Origin of the sequence: Paraliobacillus sp. JSM ZJ581 (assembly GCF_044383835.1) — a bacterium.
Taxonomy (GTDB): domain Bacteria; phylum Bacillota; class Bacilli; order Bacillales; family Amphibacillaceae; genus Paraliobacillus.
Genome location: NZ_JBISEP010000002.1, coordinates 123,551 through 139,712 on the forward strand (window position 1 = coordinate 123,551; position 16,162 = coordinate 139,712).

The window sequence follows — 16,162 nt, forward strand, 5'->3', positions numbered from 1 at the left end:
TAAAACCCACTTTATTTCTTCCAAAAGGGTAGCAAGTGATAAGCTATCATTAATATTGTCCCTACAAGCGCCATGATTCCCATGTATAAATATAAAGTATTGCCTCCCAATAAATCAATAATGGCTCCACCTCCTAAGGATCCTACAATCCCAGATATGCCAAAAAAGACTGACATAAACACTAAATGACCCGTTGACTGTAGCTCCTTTGGAATAAGCCGTGTAATATAATGAAAAGCCGCCAAATAAAATACACCAAATGTTAATCCGTGGAATACTTGAAGGCCCACAATAATAAATGGCTCATTAATGAATGCATACAAAAACCATCTAATTGTGAATAAAGCTCCTGCCGCAATAATAAACATCAATGGGTGAAATTTTCGAAACCACAAATGTGCAAAAGCAAAAACCATTGCCTCACTAGCCACACCTACAAACCACGCTACACCGATGATGCTCTCATTACCACCTAATTGTTCAATAAACAAACCAATATAACTGTCATTCGCACGGTGTGTGATAGTCATAAACAATATTAATATTAAAAATATAATATATGGACGATTGCGAACTAGCTTTTTTAGATCACCAAATTGAATCGGATCAACATCCACTTTAACATCTACTAAACGAAAGCATACTATCAACGCTAAACTACCCATAATTAAATACGGAAATAGTAAATTTTGGACACCAATTAACTCTAGTACTTTACCTATAGCCAAAGAAGATACAGCAAACCCAAGTGATCCCCATGTTCTTATCGATCCAAAAGAAATACCAAGAGAGTCAGCTCTTCGCTGTGCTAGACTATCCGCTAACGCGCCAATAGGAGCAGTAAAGAAATAATACACTCCCGCCATTATTAATAAAAGAGGAAGAATTGTCATTTGAAAGAAAAAAACACTACTAACTAAAAGACCAATTAAACAAATCATTAAAATGCGCTTAACTGTTTGATATTTATCACTCATATAGCCCCAAAAAGGCTGTGAAAAAATGGATACAGTTGGACCTACTGCTAAAACCCAACCAATCTCACTCCCTGTTAAACCTCTATATTGTAGCAACAATGGTAAAAAACTAATAACTATTGTATTCGCCCCATGAAAACTGAATAATAACATTTTTAATGGAACAAGTGATTGTTCATTATTATGCACAAAACGTCTCTCCCTGTGTCAACGCTATATTAGTATACTATTATACGGATTAATGTTATATAAAGAAAGAGCTTTTAAGAGATTTCATATCGTCTAATCTACACGATAATTTTTTTCAATAAATAAAGAGGCAGAGACTCAATAATCAAACTTTATCTAAATAGACGAATCTTAATTCTTCTTTTTAAAATTAAGATTCGTCTTTTAATAATCATTATTTTGATTTGTCCTAGACACTTTCTCTCATTATTTTGCTATAAAGAGCTGCGTCCAATAAGCACCGTTCGTCGCATAGCCAACACCGATATGCGTTATTTTTTGGTTTAAAATATTCTTTCTATGACCTGGGCTATTCATCCAACCAGCAACTACTTCTTCAGGCGATTGTTGTCCTGACGCAATATTTTCTGCTGCTGTGGTGTAGTCAATTCCAAGTTCCTGTAGCATGTCAAAAGGAGATCCATATGTCGGTGACCTGTGAGAAAAATAATTGTTTTTGGCCATGTCTTCTGACTTCATTTGAGCAGCACGAGATAATTCCGTATCCATTTGCAACTCGCTTAATCCTTGTTTTTTTCTTTCAGCATTTGTTAACTGAATCACTTCTTGCTGAAAAGATGAATCGGCCTCGATTTGTTCATTTTCTCTACGTTGGTTTTTCTCTGGAGGTGCTGTTCGAACGCCTTGATCATTTGTAAAAATGTTTTGTTCCCGACCTGGTTGGATAGGCAATGGATGATTTTTTGTTTGCCGCTCCTGATTTGCATATGGATTTTCTCCACCAAAGCTGATCGGCTCAGTATCTAATTGATTTCTTTGTTTTTCTGCTTGATCCGATATATTATTTGCACAACCCATCAATAAAAAGCCAATTATCGTTACATACATTAAATGTTTTATCATATGTTTTCCCTCCTACACATAATATCACTCAATCTTTAAATATTATGTGCACCCATACGTACTCAGGTTAAGAAAAAAAGAGCCAAACATGTCAGATATCTACATACAGATAATAACAACAAAAAAGCTTCGTAAAAAAGGATACAAAGCTTGCTAGCGAGTTTATTTCCAGGTATCTGTATAGGATTGCTTGATTAGGAAAACATTTGTAATATAGAGGCACTTTCTTTTTTCAATCAATGTGATCTTAATACCTTTCAATCATATATAGCATATTGTTTAGAGAAAAAATTGTTCTAATCCATTCATTAGTTAACTATTCCCTCAATAATAGTCTTCCTATTCTAAAAATATTTTTTTGAAATTCCATTCACTAAAAAGAAAGAAGTCAAATTCATGATATGTATAGCCATTCTTCCTTTACAGCTTTTAGCACCGCATTTGTTCGGTCTGGTACATTTAATTTTTTTAGAATCGAACTAATGTAGTTTTTTACAGTTTTATCAGATAAGTACAAATTTGCAGCAATATCTAGATTGTTATAGCCTTCAGAAAGTAATTGTAACACTTCCCACTCTCTATTAGATAAAATACCCATTGGCTGTTTTGGTTGTTTATCATTGACCCGAACATATTCCTCTAATAAGCTTGCTGATAGGATAGGATGAATGTATTTTCTCCCTGATTCAATTGTGTAGATCGCATCTAGTAACTCTTTCTCTTCCATACCTTGATAAAAATAGCCATCTAACCCTAGTTTGAACACATGTGCCAATTGTTGATTTTTCTCATCACTCACCCATATAATTACTTTTTTTCCCAACTGTTTAAAATAATGTACTAAATTTAAATCTGGAGAATCTATTGTAATATCTATCATTACCATACCACATATTCTTTCATACGCTTTAAGGTCTGTCACATCACAAGCATACACTTTTTTGTTATGCAATTTTCTCTGTAAAAGCTCTACAATTCCCTCTCGCAACAAAGAAGGTCGTTTAATAAAGATTATATTCACTTTTTTATCACCTAACCATCCAATTTTTTTAGAATATCTAACTATGTAGTAAAAAAGATTCATAAATCGGATTGATTTATTGGAAAAACGGGTAAAAATATAATCAACCTAACCTAATTATTTAATGAAGATTGAATTTAGCACATGAATTATTTCTTTTTATAGCCACGTTTGAGAAATAGGTAACGAACTCTTATCATTTCTTGGCAAGATTGACGTTTCTCCTCCCTTTTGCCTAAATATTAATCAATTTAATCCTTTTACTTATACTAGTTGATATATTCTACATATCAGTTAGTATTCTTTAACAATTTTACTGATTAAAATTAACATAGTCAAATAAACGCTAATAAATAACAATTAATGATACTATTTTATTATTAAAAATAGGTAAAAATATTCATTTTTGATAGTATAAAGATACTACTATCAATACTCATTGGGGGGAGTTATAAAAGTGAAGACAATAGGAAAGCGTATAAAGCAGTTACGAAAAGAAAGAGGGCACTCGATGGCAATACTCGGTAAAGCGATTGGCACAGACTCCGCAAATATTAGCAATTGGGAGAGTGACAAACGAATTCCAGGTGGAAGGTTTATCGTTGCATTATCAGAGCACTTTAATGTATCAACAGATTGGATATTAAAAGGAACTACTGTAGCAAAAATCGATTACAGTGGAAATTTTTTAGTAACTGATGCAAGCCAGTTACAAACAGAGATAACAAATCTGTCAATGAAAGACCAGCATTTCATCCATGCATTTGTAGAATTTTACAGAAATTACACGATACACATGAATCAACAAGAGAAGATTCTACAAAAGCAATTTACCTTTTTACCCTTGTTGAAGCAAACGATAGTAAATGAAGCTATTTTATCAGATGAGAATATTGTTACACACCTTCCAATACCAGTTTCATTAGCTAAAGAAGGTGATTTTCTTTATTCTAGTTCATACAACCAGAATCAATTAGAAACAAAGAAAACAACAGAATTAGCTATCATAAAAAAGCAAACGGATGCAGCAAGTGGGCAAACTGTTTTAGCTACATACGATAAGCAGTTAATTATGTGCAAACTGATAAAACGTGAAGATGCGTTGATTTTACAAGCGATTGATTCAGATGATAATATTGACATAGTTAACGAGAAAGAAATACAAATACATGGACTTGTTACTAGTTTATACAACTCGTCCTCTACATGTCCTTCTTAAACTTAATTTCGTTCGACATGACCGTATTCTCATAAAGAATTAATTTCATACAATTTAACTCACCGGTCCATATTATCTATATAGATCGTTTGGAGGATGATAGAATTGTTTACTGAAATTTTGACTGTAGTTGGACGTATTTTCACTATTCTTCCGCTACTACTAGTTGTAACTATTTTTATGGGAAGACGAGCGATTGGAGAGTTACCTGTTTTTGATTTTCTAATTGTATTAACGCTTGGTTCTGTTGTAGGTGCAGATATCGCTGACCCTAATATAAAACACATTCATACTGTCATTGCCATTGTTGGTATTGCTGTTTTAGAAAAAATAGTTGCGTCTCTTCGTTTAAATCAAAAAGTAGGACACTATTTAACTTTCTCACCAATCATCGTCATTAAAGATGGGAAATTAGCAAGTGAAAACCTGAAAAAAATTAAATATTCCATGGATAGTATTTTACTTATGCTCCGTCAAAATGACATAGTTAATTTAGCTGATGTTGAATTAGCAATTATCGAGGCAAACGGGCGATTAAGTGTTTTTCAAAAAACAAAGCCAAATCACAATATGAAAAATGGCACTCCAACAAAGAACAATGCTGCAAACAAATTAGCCTTTCCTGTCATCGTTGATGGGAAACTGTATCCGAATGTTCTTAGGCAATTACAAGTAGATGAACCATGGCTGCTCCGATCTTTATACGCTAATGGCATTCAAGATATAGATGAGGTTTTTTATGCTTCATTAACTGAGGATTTGCATTTGCACTTTTCAAAAAAACATGAAAACATGGCGTTGCCACCGCTTAATTTTTAACGATTAATTTACTATTTTTGATATAGTAATAGGCAAAGGGGGATATATACATCATGGAATTATCAATCACTCAACCTGCTGTGACATGGTTTATTAATGAACTAAACTTAAAAGAGCACGATTATGTTCGTTTCTTTGCGCGATATGGCGGGCATGGAGGGATCCACAAAGGGTTCTCTTTAGGCATGTCTACTAACGACATACCAAATGATCCAGCAATGCTGGTGACAAAAAGTGGCATTACTTTTTTTGTTGAAAAATCTGATGCTTGGTATTTTGATGGAATGAACTTCCACATCAAATATGCTAGAAAATATAATGAGATTGACTTTGTCATTAAGTAAAGTTAAGTTAAGCAGCAATATAACTAACTACTTTTCCGCTACACAAATGAATTATGATTTGTGTAGCGGATCAAATAAAAATCACACTCACTTTGATGTTTTTGTTTAAAATGATCTTGTTACCGTCGTATTATTTAACATATAAATGTTGTTCAGGCTTTATCCATAGATTAGATTGTTCTAGTTGAGCAGCAAGTTGAAATAAAAGGTCTTCTTTTCCTTTTGATGCCATCACTTGGACACCCATTGGTAAATGATTATTAGTAAGATAAACAGGTATACTCATTGCAGGCTGACCTGTTAAATTTGCTAATTGCGTAAATGGTGTGTAAGTCAAGCTAGGTAAAAACATATCATATATCAGTTGTTGTTGTTCACTGGCGCTGTGTTCACTTACTCGCAATAATTGCTCCATCTCCAAGTCCGAAGGTGTGAGCACAGCAATTTCAGGCGCAGGGTGGGCATTCGTCGGTGTAATTAACACATCATAGGCTTCATGAAATTTCATCATTTGTTCCGCAGCTTTATCCCAGCCTATTAGACTCTCACTATACATCGCTGCTGAAATGTTCTTGCCAGATTGATGTAGTACCCAAGTGAAAAGATCGACATCGTTTGCTGTCAGCTCCCTTTGTAAAGCTTGCTCCATTCCAATAATTACTCGATTCATTTCCCCTGCATTCATTTTGTAATAATGATTGATTAACTGATACCCATCAACAGGAATAGAACATTCTTCTACATCGTGTCCTTCTTTTACTAACCAATTAACTACTCGTGCAACTGCTTGTTTAGCATCTTTACTGACTGGTGTCCCTACTGGAGACTCACTTGTAAAACCAATCCGAAGTTTTTTTCTATCCTGTCTGTTAACAATATTTAAATAACTTCCTTCAAATAATGGTGTTTGGAATGCTGCTTCTGGTTGCACAGTTTGTAAATAATCTAATAGAGCAGCACTATCTCTCACTGACTTTGTTAACACAAAATCAATCGAAGCACCTTGCCATTGTCTGCCAACGCCGGGTCCAACAGGGGTACGCCCTCTTGTAGGTTTCAGTCCAAATAAACTAGTGAATGACGCAGGTATCCTTATCGATCCTCCACCATCACTTGCACCTGCAACAGGGACAATACCAGCTGCAACGGCTGCCGCTGCTCCACCACTTGAACCTCCAGGAGAGTGCTCCAAGTTCCAAGGATTCCTCGTTGCACCATAAGCTTCAGGTTCAGTAATATTTTTCAAGCCAAATTCAGGTGTATTTGTATGGCCAATTGGTAAAAAACCAATTTTTCTTAATCTTGCAACAAAATTAGAATCATATTCCGCTATATTTTTTTTTAATAGCTTTGATCCAGAGCTTAGCACTTCTCCTTTAATTGCTTGAGATATGTCTTTTAATAAAATTGGCACACCAGAAAACGGAGCAGCTTTTACTTTTTTCGCTTCTTCATATACCGCATGTTTTCTCGTTCGAACAACCGCATTAAGCTCTGTATTCACCTCGTTTATTCGTTCAAATGCTGCATGTAATAACTCTTCACTAGATACTTCTTTTTTTTGAATCAGATTTGCTAGATCAATTGCATCAAATCGCTGATACTCTTTACTATCCATAGAATCCTCCAACAAAAATAATATATTTCATACTTGCAGTAAAACACGCGGATAATCTCCCATGTTTTACGGATCATTATCTTTAACTATACATTTAATAGCTAACAAAAGTTAAAAAAGACCAACAGCTCTTCCTTGATCATCCATGTCCATTTTTAATGCTGCTGGTTCCTTTGGTAATCCAGGCATTGTTAACACATCACCAGTTAGTGCAACGATAAAACCGGCACCAATTGATGGTCTTAACTCCCTTACCGTAATAACAAAATCCTCTGGCCTACCTATCTTATTCGGATCATCAGATAATGAATATTGCGTTTTAGCCATACAAATAGGTAAGTTCCCCCAACCAAGTGCTGTCATTTCTTTTATTTGCTGCTCTACTTGTGGAGTAAATGACACATCCTTCGCTCCATAAACTTTTTGAGCAATTTGTTTCATTTTATCTTGCATTGTATCTTTCAAATGATACAATGGCGTGAAGTTTGCTTGCTTCTGTTCGATTGTTTCTACTAATTTATTGGCTAGTTCTATACCACCCTTACCACCATGCTCCCAAACCTCAGTTAAAGCCACTTCTACACCTTGTTCTTTACACCATCGCTGAACAAAGGTGATTTCATTCTCTGTATCGTGCACAAAGCGATTAATCGCTATAACAAATGGTAAACCAAACGATTCAATGGTTTCCATATGTTTTTTTAGATTTTTTATCCCTTCACGTAATCCGTCGATATTTTCTTCATTCAATTTTCCCTGCTCTACACCACCATGTAGCTTTAGCGCCCGAATCGTAGCAACAATCACAACGGCTTTAGGATCCAGTTCTCCAATCCTCGCCTTTATATTCAAAAATTTCTCCGCACCTAAATCGGCACCAAATCCTGCCTCGGTAATGACATAGTCCCCTAACTTGCTTGCCATTTTAGTTGCAAGTAAACTATTACAACCATGAGCAATATTTGCAAATGGACCACCATGAATAATTGCTGGTGTGTTCTCAAGTGTTTGCACTAAATTAGGCATAACCGCTTCTTTTAAAAGTAATGTCAAAGCCCCTTCTACTTTTAAATCGGCTACAGTCACAGGCGTTTCATCTGGACGATAACCGACAACAATATTCGCCAAGCGCTTACGCATATCCGATAAGTTGCTTGCTAAACAAAAGATCGCCATGATTTCAGAGGCTACAGTAATATTAAATCCATCCTCTCTTGGCACACCTTGTTTCGCTCCTCCTAATCCAATAACGACATTTCGCAATGCGCGATCATTTAAATCCACCACACGTTTCCAAACAATTCTACGTGTATCAATATTACATTCATTTCCTTGGAAAATATGATTGTCAATAAACGCAGCTAATGCATTATTAGCAGTAGTGATTGCATGGATATCTCCGGTAAAATGAAGATTGATATCTTCCATTGGAACTACTTGAGCATAACCTCCTCCACTAGCACCACCTTTTAACCCCATTGTTGGACCTAAAGAAGGTTCACGTAATGCAACAACTGTTTGGTGCCCAAGCTGATTCATTGCTTGCCCTAACCCCACAGTAACCGTTGATTTCCCTTCTCCTGCCGAGGTAGGATTTATCGAGGTTACTAGCACTAGATTCCCATCCGGCTTATTTTTCAAACGATCCAGAAGTGAAAGTGAGATTTTTGCTTTATAGTTCCCATACGGTTCCCACTCCGATTCTAGCAAGCCTATCCGTTCCGCTATCTCTTTAATCGGCTTTTTTGTGACTTGATTGGCTATATCAATATCTGTAGGTACAACCATTAAAGAACACTCCTATCCAATATTTTGTTATGCATTTCCTATCAATCTATGCATAATTATAACATTTATCTATTTGTTTTGTTTCAAATCAGTTATATTTCGTTACTTGCTTAACTCATACAAAATAGACAGGAATTTCGAGGAATCCCTGCCTAATTAATTTATAATTTTGTTTGAACGAATTTAGCCATCCTTTTCATTGCTTGATCAAGTTGTTTCATTGACGATGCATAAGAACATCGAATGTACCCGCTTCCGCTGTTACCAAATACATCTCCTGGAACAACAGCTACATGTTGTTCTTGTAAAAGTTGCTCAGCAAATTCAGTTGAAGTCAGACCTGTTTTTTGAATGGAAGGAAACACATAAAATGCTCCTCCTGGCAAATGACAGTCAAGCCCCATATCTTGCAGGGACTTTACAACAAAATTTCTACGTTGACGATAACTCACACGCATTTCTCTTACATTATCCATGCCATTACGCAGTGCTTCTAATGCACCATGTTGCGCCATTGTTGGTGCACACATGATAGTGTATTGGTGAATCTTAGTCATTGCTTGTATAATATCTTCCGGACCAGCTACATAACCTAATCGCCAGCCTGTCATAGCAAATGCTTTAGAAAAACCAGAAATAAGAATAGTGTGCTCCATCATACCTTCAATTGATGCAAAGCTAGTAAATGCTTCATCGTATGTTAGATCTGCATATATTTCATCAGACAAAACAAGAAGGTTATGTTTCTTTACAACATTAGCTATCGCTTCTAACTCTTCTTTACTTAATACTGCACCTGTTGGATTATTGGGACTACAAATCAAAATAGCCTTTGTTTTTGGTGTAATAGCAGCTTCAACTTGACTCGATTGTACTTTGAATTCGTATGCTTGAGTCGCCTCAACAATAACTGGAGTTCCACCAGCTAAACGTACTGCTGGCACGTAAGCAACAAAGCTAGGCTCTACAACAATTACTTCATCTCCTGGATTAATGATCGCTCGCAAAGCCACATCTATCGCTTGGCTAGCCCCTACGGTTACTAGTACTTGTGATTCAGGATTATATTCTATTTGAAAATTCCCGGACAGAAACTTACTTATTTCTTGGCGCAACTCTAATAAACCAGCATTAGCAGTATAAGATGTATACCCGCGTTCTAGCGAATGATAACTCGCTTCAATAACATTCCAAGGGGTTACAAAGTCTGGTTCCCCTACCCCTAACGAGATGACGTTTTCCATCTTAGAAGCTAAATCAAAAAAACGTCTTATCCCAGATGGTTTTAATTCATTTATGTGATCGGCTACAAAAGATTTATTCTGTTTTGTCATGGCGAAACCATCATTCTTTTGTCTTGTTCATCTTGCTCCTCAAAAATAATCCCATCATGCTTATATTTCTTTAGAACAAAATGTGTTGTGGTAGATACAACAGTATCCAATGTAGATAGCTTATCTGAAACAAATCGACTGATTTCCATCATTGTTTTTCCCTCAACAGAAACGGAAAGATCATATGCTCCTGACATGAGATATAGTGCCTTAACTTCCGGAAAACGATAAATGCGCTCAGCTATTTTATCAAATCCAGCTCCCCTTGTCGGTGTTACCTTGACATCGATCATCGCTGTTACGCCCTCATATTGAAGTACTTTAGCCCAATTAACTAAAGTGGAATAACCTAAAATAGCACATTCATTTTCTAGCTTCTCCATCATTCCTTTTGTTTGACCTACCGTAAGATCAATCATTTTAGCAATTGTCTCGACTTCCAATCGTCCATTTTTTTCTAATAGCTTTAATAATTCTAGCTCTTTCTTTTCCATGTCATTCACCCACTTTTCAATGATAAACATAAGACTTAGTTTGATAATTATACTTTATCGTACTACAAACGAAAGCGAAGGTAAATAACCGAAACCTTCTAATACTATCTTCCCTTTTCTTTTATTGGCGCATATATTATCTCAGAAGAAAAAAAACATATTAATTTAAATGACTTAAAGGAGTTTTAAAACATGAATGTTAATTATACAGATATGATCGCTACGTTTGGTATAGGAGGTGCACATCCTGGGGGGTTAAGTGCCACTAAGCATATCGTTGACCGACTACAATTAGCCCCCGATGAAAAAGTACTAGATGTCGGCTGTGGCAATGGACAAACGCTTGAATATTTAGCAAACACACTCCCGAATCCGCTATATGGTATTGATCAACACAACACTATGCTAGCTAATGCAAAAAAACGTCTAAAGGATCATCCGTCTATCACATTAAAACATGCAGATATTGAGAATTTACCTTTTCCCAATAACTATTTTGGATTGATTTTATCTGAATCGGTTACTGCGTTTACACCAATCGACCTAGCCTTAAAAGAGTATGCTCGTATTATAAAAGATAATGGCAATTTGATATTACTAGAGATGACTACAAATGATACGCTAAAACAAGAAGAACAATTAGAAATTGAAGACTTTTATCGCATTCCTCAATTATTGACTAAAGAAATGTGGTGTGATTCTATTCGTAAAGCTGGTTTTCAAATTATTTCTGTAGAAGCAATTCCTGATCATTTAGAAAACATTATTGATTTCGATTTACAAACAGTCATTAGTCAGAGACATTTTGAATTAATGGCTACACATTATCATTTAACCGAAAAATACAAAAGTACACTAAGCTCCAGACTGTATTATTGCAAGAAATAATCAAAGGAATCAATCATGATGAAAATTAAAAATACCGCAGCTTGGTTACAAGAATATACAATCAATAAGAAAAACAGGTTACAGGATAACTTGCAAATACACGCTGAAACACTATGTCAACCGCTCGCCCCCTACTTTCAAGATACAGATGCACATACCATACAACATCACCTTATCCAACACGGCATGTTTTATCCTGATCCAATCGATAAACAGGTTATCAAACAAATCATCGCTAAAAACTATTGGGAGCGTGTTAGACAGCAGCTTCAAACACTTGAAAAACTTTGGTCAAAGCAGGAAGGAACACTTTTTATATTCCCTTCCGACTTTACAAACCCTCAATTACTAAAACAATTCAACGGTGTATCTGGGTTAAGCTTTACAGATAAATTGTTTCTGTTTATCACAGATCAAACAACTGAAATACAATTGCAAGTATTACTCACGCATGAATATAGTCATATTTGTCGTCTGCAACATTTTTCAGCACTAGGGCTTACATTTACACTTGCAGATGCGATAGTTTTAGAGGGAATAGCAGAAGCTGCTGTAAAAGAGCTAATAGGAGAAAGGTATTGTTCACCTTGGGTTCATTTATATAGTAAAGCGCAACTAGCGGATTTATGGAAAGAATGGATACAGCCAAACATTGACGTGTCAAGTACTTGTATGAAACACTATGCGCTCATGTATGGAACTGAGGAAATTCCACAATGGGCAGGGTATGCTGTTGGATACGATGTGATCGATCATTATATAAAAAAATATAACATTTCCACCAAACAATTAATCACTACCCCGACAAAAGAAATTCTTACTAGCATAGATCATTTATAAAATGGGTGTTCACCGTCGGCGTGTATCCCTTACATTCCTATACGTTTGTCATAAGATATAGTAACTTGGCAAGAAAGGAGTATGCTCATGTCTCGTTATTATAATCTTTGCAACAAAAACATTGGTCGTCCTGTACAAATTCGAACAAAAGATGGCAGGGAACATCGTGGAGTGATTCATCGTGTGAATAATTCACACGTATTTCTACAGCCGATGCCTTCTAATCTCGGAGGGTATGGCTATGGCTACTGGGGACCTTATTGGGGACCAAGACCTGGCTTTGGGTGGGGCGTTGCTTTAGGCTCTATCGCTACTTTAGCCTTACTTCCACTCTTCTTCTGGTAATAAACGCTAAAGCACTAGGAAGCAATCATTCCAAACACAAGCTGAAATATACGATTGTATATTTCAGCTGTTTATTTTATACCGTCATTCACTAAAGTTTTTAATAATATATATTATGATGAAATTATTTTATATCTTTCGTTCCTTCCATTTGATCAACGATTCGTTCCGCTAATTTACGATACATATTACTCATATTAATTAATGACGTAACCATTAATAATTGTTCGATATATGCTTGATCCTTCACCTCTACTTCAGATAACTTTTCTTCGACAGCTTGATGCAACGTCTTCACAGCGTCTTGAAATGTCTGCACCTGCTCATCTTGCATTCGAATGTATTGTTGGTAAATCGGTTCGAACGCTAATGCTTTTGTGTCGAGTTTCCTGTTTAATTTTTCTAAAACAATTCGGATATCATTAATCGATAAAGCACCTTTTAATTGATAAATCAATTGAATCAGCATAATATGCGCTTTAGTATATTTTTTATTTTCTATCGGAAACAACAATTTTCCCTTTGCATAATTATTAATCATTGTCTTCGTCAACACTTTCTCATTTTCATTTCTTTTACTCGCATGATAGGTGTTTTCAAATAACTGTGTTACTTGATCCATATATAAATCAATCGCCGGAATATCTTCTAATCGAACTTGATTAGTCAACCCAACATTTTTGATTAATTCTGATAAATTATCCATCATCAAACCTCAATTCTGCGCTAAGACTATAGATCAATTATATCCTGTTCATAAGAAAAGGTAAATGTTGACTACTTAATTAAAAAGTTATATCATGTTATGTAGTATCTAAAACCACATAACATGATCGGAGTGTTTATATGCACCAATTCATTCGAGAACCAGTAAATGGTTTTACTCATTTAGCTGGAGCAATTTTGTCTTTCGTCGGTTTATTAGCGTTAGTAATTAAAGCAGCCTCTGTCCCTCATTCAAATTTAACAATTGCAGCAGTGATTATCTTTGGGATTAGTATGATTATGTTGTATGCCACTTCTGCCACTTACCACATGGTTATTGCTAGAGATAAGGTTATTGCTTGGCTTAGAAAATTAGATCACTCCATGATTTTTATTCTAATTGCTGGAACATATACACCATTCTGTTTAATTTCATTAAATGATGTAACTGGTTGGGTGTTATTCGGCATTATTACTGGCGTGGCAATTAGTGGTGTTGTTTTTAAAATGGTTTGGTTTCATTGCCCAAGATGGTTATCAACAACATTATATATTGTAATGGGTTGGATGATTATTTTTGTGGCTGCACCGCTAGCGGCAAATATTCCGACTGGTGGGTTAGTTTTATTGTTTTTAGGAGGTATCATTTATACAATCGGTGGTATTATCTATGCAACGAAACCAAGTTTCTTAGAATCAAAATATATGGGATTTCATGAAATTTTTCATATTTTTATTTTACTCGGAACATTAGCTCATTTCTTAAGTGTATATTTATATGTATTGTAAAACCGAAGTGATCGGTCACTTCGGTTTTATCTTTTAATAAGAAATAATCTCTTCTTCCACATTTTCACTATTCTTTGCTTGAATTTCTATTAGTAACTTATGAGGCAAACAAATGATGGTTTCTCCAGGTTGACCTTTCCAACCCATTTTCACCCCAACTTGGTCAGGGCTATTATCTTCTTTTATTCGAATTTGCTCATTATCGACTTCCATTAAATTGTACTGGTCACCTCTACCTTTTATAATAAATTGTTCATTCTTTTCATGACCTGTTAACGTAATTTCACGAATAACTTCTCCATCTTGAATAATCACCGCTACTACTTCGTCACCAGCCGCTGTTGATTGCGTCATAGAAAATACAGTAAGCGGAATAAAGGAAATAGTAATTAACAAAGCAATAATTACAATATCAAATGGTTTAAGCACACGTAATACTTTCCGCATCATTACATACCCCACTATCTTCGTTTGTCCTAGCATCATTTTAACATTTTCTATTCTATTATTGAATACCTTCGTACTTGTAAGCATGTATCAAGTTTTTCAAATGACGCAGGAACCGCATTAGATAGTACATTGTATTTACAGTTAAACCGTAAAATATTACCACACAGTTACTTGCTCTCCACTACATTTAGTTAACGAAAGGCTTTTAACAAGACGCCTCTTGTACTGGAATGAACGGTATACAAATTGATCGAACCATATTTTGCTCCAATCAATAGATGAGTTAGTTTTCTTAGATAAGCGGAAATAGGAATGATTTGTTTTACTTTTTGTTGCTCTTTTACACTGGTGTGTTTATGCTTTAAGTATACCTCTCATAATATGCCATTTAACTGCGCCTGTGACGCCTTTACCTTAACTTCTGTCCTTCGTCATTTGATAACACCTTGATTACTTCTAGTTATTCTTTTTGTAAATCTCACAGACACTTGTTTAGACACAACAGTAAAAAAGGTGAGTAAAGTAAATCAATCCTTTAACCAACTAGTTGATAAAAATGTTTACCTCATCAATTTCAACATCTTTCATTTTTATTATTCACTCTCCAACTTGAGCTACCACTGTATTATTAACATGGGTCTGATTTAGTAATAAAGCCATTATAGTAGCGGATAGAAAAAACAAACTAATGATAATATTATACATATTTCAATGATGTCTTCTAGCAAAGTCAACAAAACGAAAGCGATCTGGTCTATGTCTTGATTCTGTATATTGAAACAGGCTTGCATCATCTAAATAAACATAGTTCTTAATCACTACAATAGTATGAAACCCTTCTAAGTCTAGTAATTCTCGATCTTCTTTTGTGGGCTCATCTATCGTTATCTCTTTCTTCGCAAAACTAATCGTTAAACCTAGCTCACCTTCTAAATAAGCATAAATCGAGTCGGAACAAATTTCCTCTGTTAAATGCGGCACATAATCTTTGATAAAAAAGTCCTTGTCAAGGATGACTTTATTTTCTTCTAGCTCCCGCACACGAATAACTTCCCAAATAGCTTGGTTTGATGATAATTGTAATTGTTGTTTAATAAAGTTTGTTGATGTCACTAAAGAAAGTTTTTCGACAGTTGTCTTTGGTTTACTTCCCATTTTATCGGCTAATTCCTTGAAGCTTACTAAGCCCGACACAGGAAAGTCGTATTTATTACGCGGAATAACGACAGATCCCTTTCCTCGCACTTTTTGAATGTAGCCATTTTGAGACAACAAGTTTAATGCTTTCCGAATCGTTTCCCTGGATGTTTGATACGTGTCTTTTAACTCATTTTCAGATGGGAGTAACTGTTCGGATTTCCATCTTCCTTCCTCTATTTGCTTTGCAATTTCTTGATAAATGACAAAATATTTATTGCTCATTCCCTCCACGTCCCCAT

The 16,162-nt window shown here is 35.3% G+C and carries 16 protein-coding genes and 1 pseudogene; 7 read left to right on the plus strand and 10 right to left on the minus strand.

The window, feature by feature from the left end; genetic code table 11:
* Positions 1–11: 11 nt before the first annotated feature.
* The 3 genes and pseudogenes from ACH6CY_RS02310 to ACH6CY_RS02320 form a co-directional block, all read right to left on the minus strand.
* Positions 12–1,166, minus strand: coding sequence for an MFS transporter (locus tag ACH6CY_RS02310; RefSeq protein WP_374065618.1), 1,155 nt, complete (start codon positions 1,164–1,166; stop codon positions 12–14).
* A gap of 246 nt (positions 1,167–1,412) precedes the next feature.
* Positions 1,413–1,787 (minus strand): annotated as a pseudogene (locus tag ACH6CY_RS02315) (CAP domain-containing protein); the annotation flags it as partial.
* A gap of 676 nt (positions 1,788–2,463) precedes the next feature.
* Positions 2,464–3,090, minus strand: coding sequence for a response regulator transcription factor (locus tag ACH6CY_RS02320; RefSeq protein ID WP_374065619.1), 627 nt, complete (start codon positions 3,088–3,090; stop codon positions 2,464–2,466).
* 457 nt (positions 3,091–3,547) lie between these two features.
* Between ACH6CY_RS02320 and ACH6CY_RS02325 the strand changes: the two genes are divergently transcribed.
* From ACH6CY_RS02325 to ACH6CY_RS02335, 3 genes are all read left to right on the plus strand, one after another.
* Positions 3,548–4,309 carry a helix-turn-helix domain-containing protein gene (locus tag ACH6CY_RS02325; protein ID WP_374065621.1) on the plus strand — a complete coding sequence of 254 codons (762 nt, stop codon included), beginning with the start codon at positions 3,548–3,550 and terminating at the stop codon, positions 4,307–4,309.
* Positions 4,310–4,405: 96 nt separating this feature from the next.
* Positions 4,406–5,128 (plus strand): DUF421 domain-containing protein, encoded by a 723-nt coding sequence (locus tag ACH6CY_RS02330; protein WP_374065622.1) that lies wholly within the window; start codon positions 4,406–4,408, stop codon positions 5,126–5,128.
* 53 nt (positions 5,129–5,181) lie between these two features.
* Positions 5,182–5,472 carry a HesB/YadR/YfhF family protein gene (locus ACH6CY_RS02335; RefSeq protein WP_374065623.1) on the plus strand — a complete coding sequence of 97 codons (291 nt, stop codon included), beginning with the start codon at positions 5,182–5,184 and terminating at the stop codon, positions 5,470–5,472.
* A gap of 130 nt (positions 5,473–5,602) precedes the next feature.
* Here ACH6CY_RS02335 and ACH6CY_RS02340 read toward each other — a convergent pair whose 3' ends face one another.
* From ACH6CY_RS02340 to ACH6CY_RS02355, 4 genes are all read right to left on the minus strand, one after another.
* Positions 5,603–7,090 carry an amidase gene (locus tag ACH6CY_RS02340; RefSeq protein ID WP_374065624.1) on the minus strand — a complete coding sequence of 496 codons (1,488 nt, stop codon included), beginning with the start codon at positions 7,088–7,090 and terminating at the stop codon, positions 5,603–5,605.
* Between the two features lie 111 nt (positions 7,091–7,201).
* The gene (locus ACH6CY_RS02345) at positions 7,202–8,878 is read right to left on the minus strand and encodes a formate--tetrahydrofolate ligase (RefSeq protein WP_374065625.1); all 1,677 of its coding nucleotides are present in this window, start codon (positions 8,876–8,878) and stop codon (positions 7,202–7,204) included.
* A 161-nt stretch (positions 8,879–9,039) separates the two neighbouring features.
* Complete coding sequence (locus ACH6CY_RS02350; protein ID WP_374065626.1) at positions 9,040–10,212, minus strand: aminotransferase; 1,173 nt, start codon at positions 10,210–10,212, stop codon at positions 9,040–9,042.
* Positions 10,209–10,706, minus strand: a complete 498-nt coding sequence (locus ACH6CY_RS02355) for an Lrp/AsnC family transcriptional regulator (protein ID WP_374065627.1) — start codon at positions 10,704–10,706, stop codon at positions 10,209–10,211. The genes ACH6CY_RS02350 and ACH6CY_RS02355 overlap by 4 nt, the downstream gene beginning before the upstream one ends.
* A gap of 192 nt (positions 10,707–10,898) precedes the next feature.
* Here ACH6CY_RS02355 and ACH6CY_RS02360 point away from each other — a divergent pair, with 192 nt between their 5' ends.
* The 3 genes from ACH6CY_RS02360 to ACH6CY_RS02370 all read left to right on the plus strand — a co-directional run bounded on the left by ACH6CY_RS02360 (position 10,899) and on the right by ACH6CY_RS02370 (position 12,779).
* The gene (locus ACH6CY_RS02360; protein WP_374065628.1) at positions 10,899–11,594 is read left to right on the plus strand and encodes a class I SAM-dependent methyltransferase; all 696 of its coding nucleotides are present in this window, start codon (positions 10,899–10,901) and stop codon (positions 11,592–11,594) included.
* An 18-nt stretch (positions 11,595–11,612) separates the two neighbouring features.
* The gene (locus tag ACH6CY_RS02365; RefSeq protein ID WP_374065629.1) at positions 11,613–12,434 is read left to right on the plus strand and encodes a DUF2268 domain-containing putative Zn-dependent protease; all 822 of its coding nucleotides are present in this window, start codon (positions 11,613–11,615) and stop codon (positions 12,432–12,434) included.
* An 81-nt stretch (positions 12,435–12,515) separates the two neighbouring features.
* Positions 12,516–12,779, plus strand: coding sequence for a hypothetical protein (locus ACH6CY_RS02370; protein ID WP_374065630.1), 264 nt, complete (start codon positions 12,516–12,518; stop codon positions 12,777–12,779).
* Between the two features lie 124 nt (positions 12,780–12,903).
* Here the strand turns inward: ACH6CY_RS02370 and ACH6CY_RS02375 are convergent, their stop codons facing one another.
* Entirely contained in the window at positions 12,904–13,485 is a 582-nt protein-coding gene (locus tag ACH6CY_RS02375; RefSeq protein ID WP_374065631.1) for a DUF1836 domain-containing protein, read from the minus strand.
* Positions 13,486–13,625: 140 nt separating this feature from the next.
* On the opposite strand from ACH6CY_RS02375, the gene trhA reads away from it, so the two are divergent.
* Positions 13,626–14,273 carry a PAQR family membrane homeostasis protein TrhA gene (gene trhA, locus ACH6CY_RS02380; RefSeq protein WP_374065632.1) on the plus strand — a complete coding sequence of 216 codons (648 nt, stop codon included), beginning with the start codon at positions 13,626–13,628 and terminating at the stop codon, positions 14,271–14,273.
* Between the two features lie 33 nt (positions 14,274–14,306).
* Here the strand turns inward: trhA and ACH6CY_RS02385 are convergent, their stop codons facing one another.
* Both ACH6CY_RS02385 and treR read right to left on the minus strand, forming a co-directional pair.
* Entirely contained in the window at positions 14,307–14,720 is a 414-nt protein-coding gene (locus ACH6CY_RS02385) for a NusG domain II-containing protein (protein ID WP_374065633.1), read from the minus strand.
* A 711-nt stretch (positions 14,721–15,431) separates the two neighbouring features.
* Positions 15,432–16,145, minus strand: coding sequence for a trehalose operon repressor (gene treR, locus ACH6CY_RS02390; protein WP_374065634.1), 714 nt, complete (start codon positions 16,143–16,145; stop codon positions 15,432–15,434).
* Positions 16,146–16,162 lie beyond the last annotated feature (17 nt).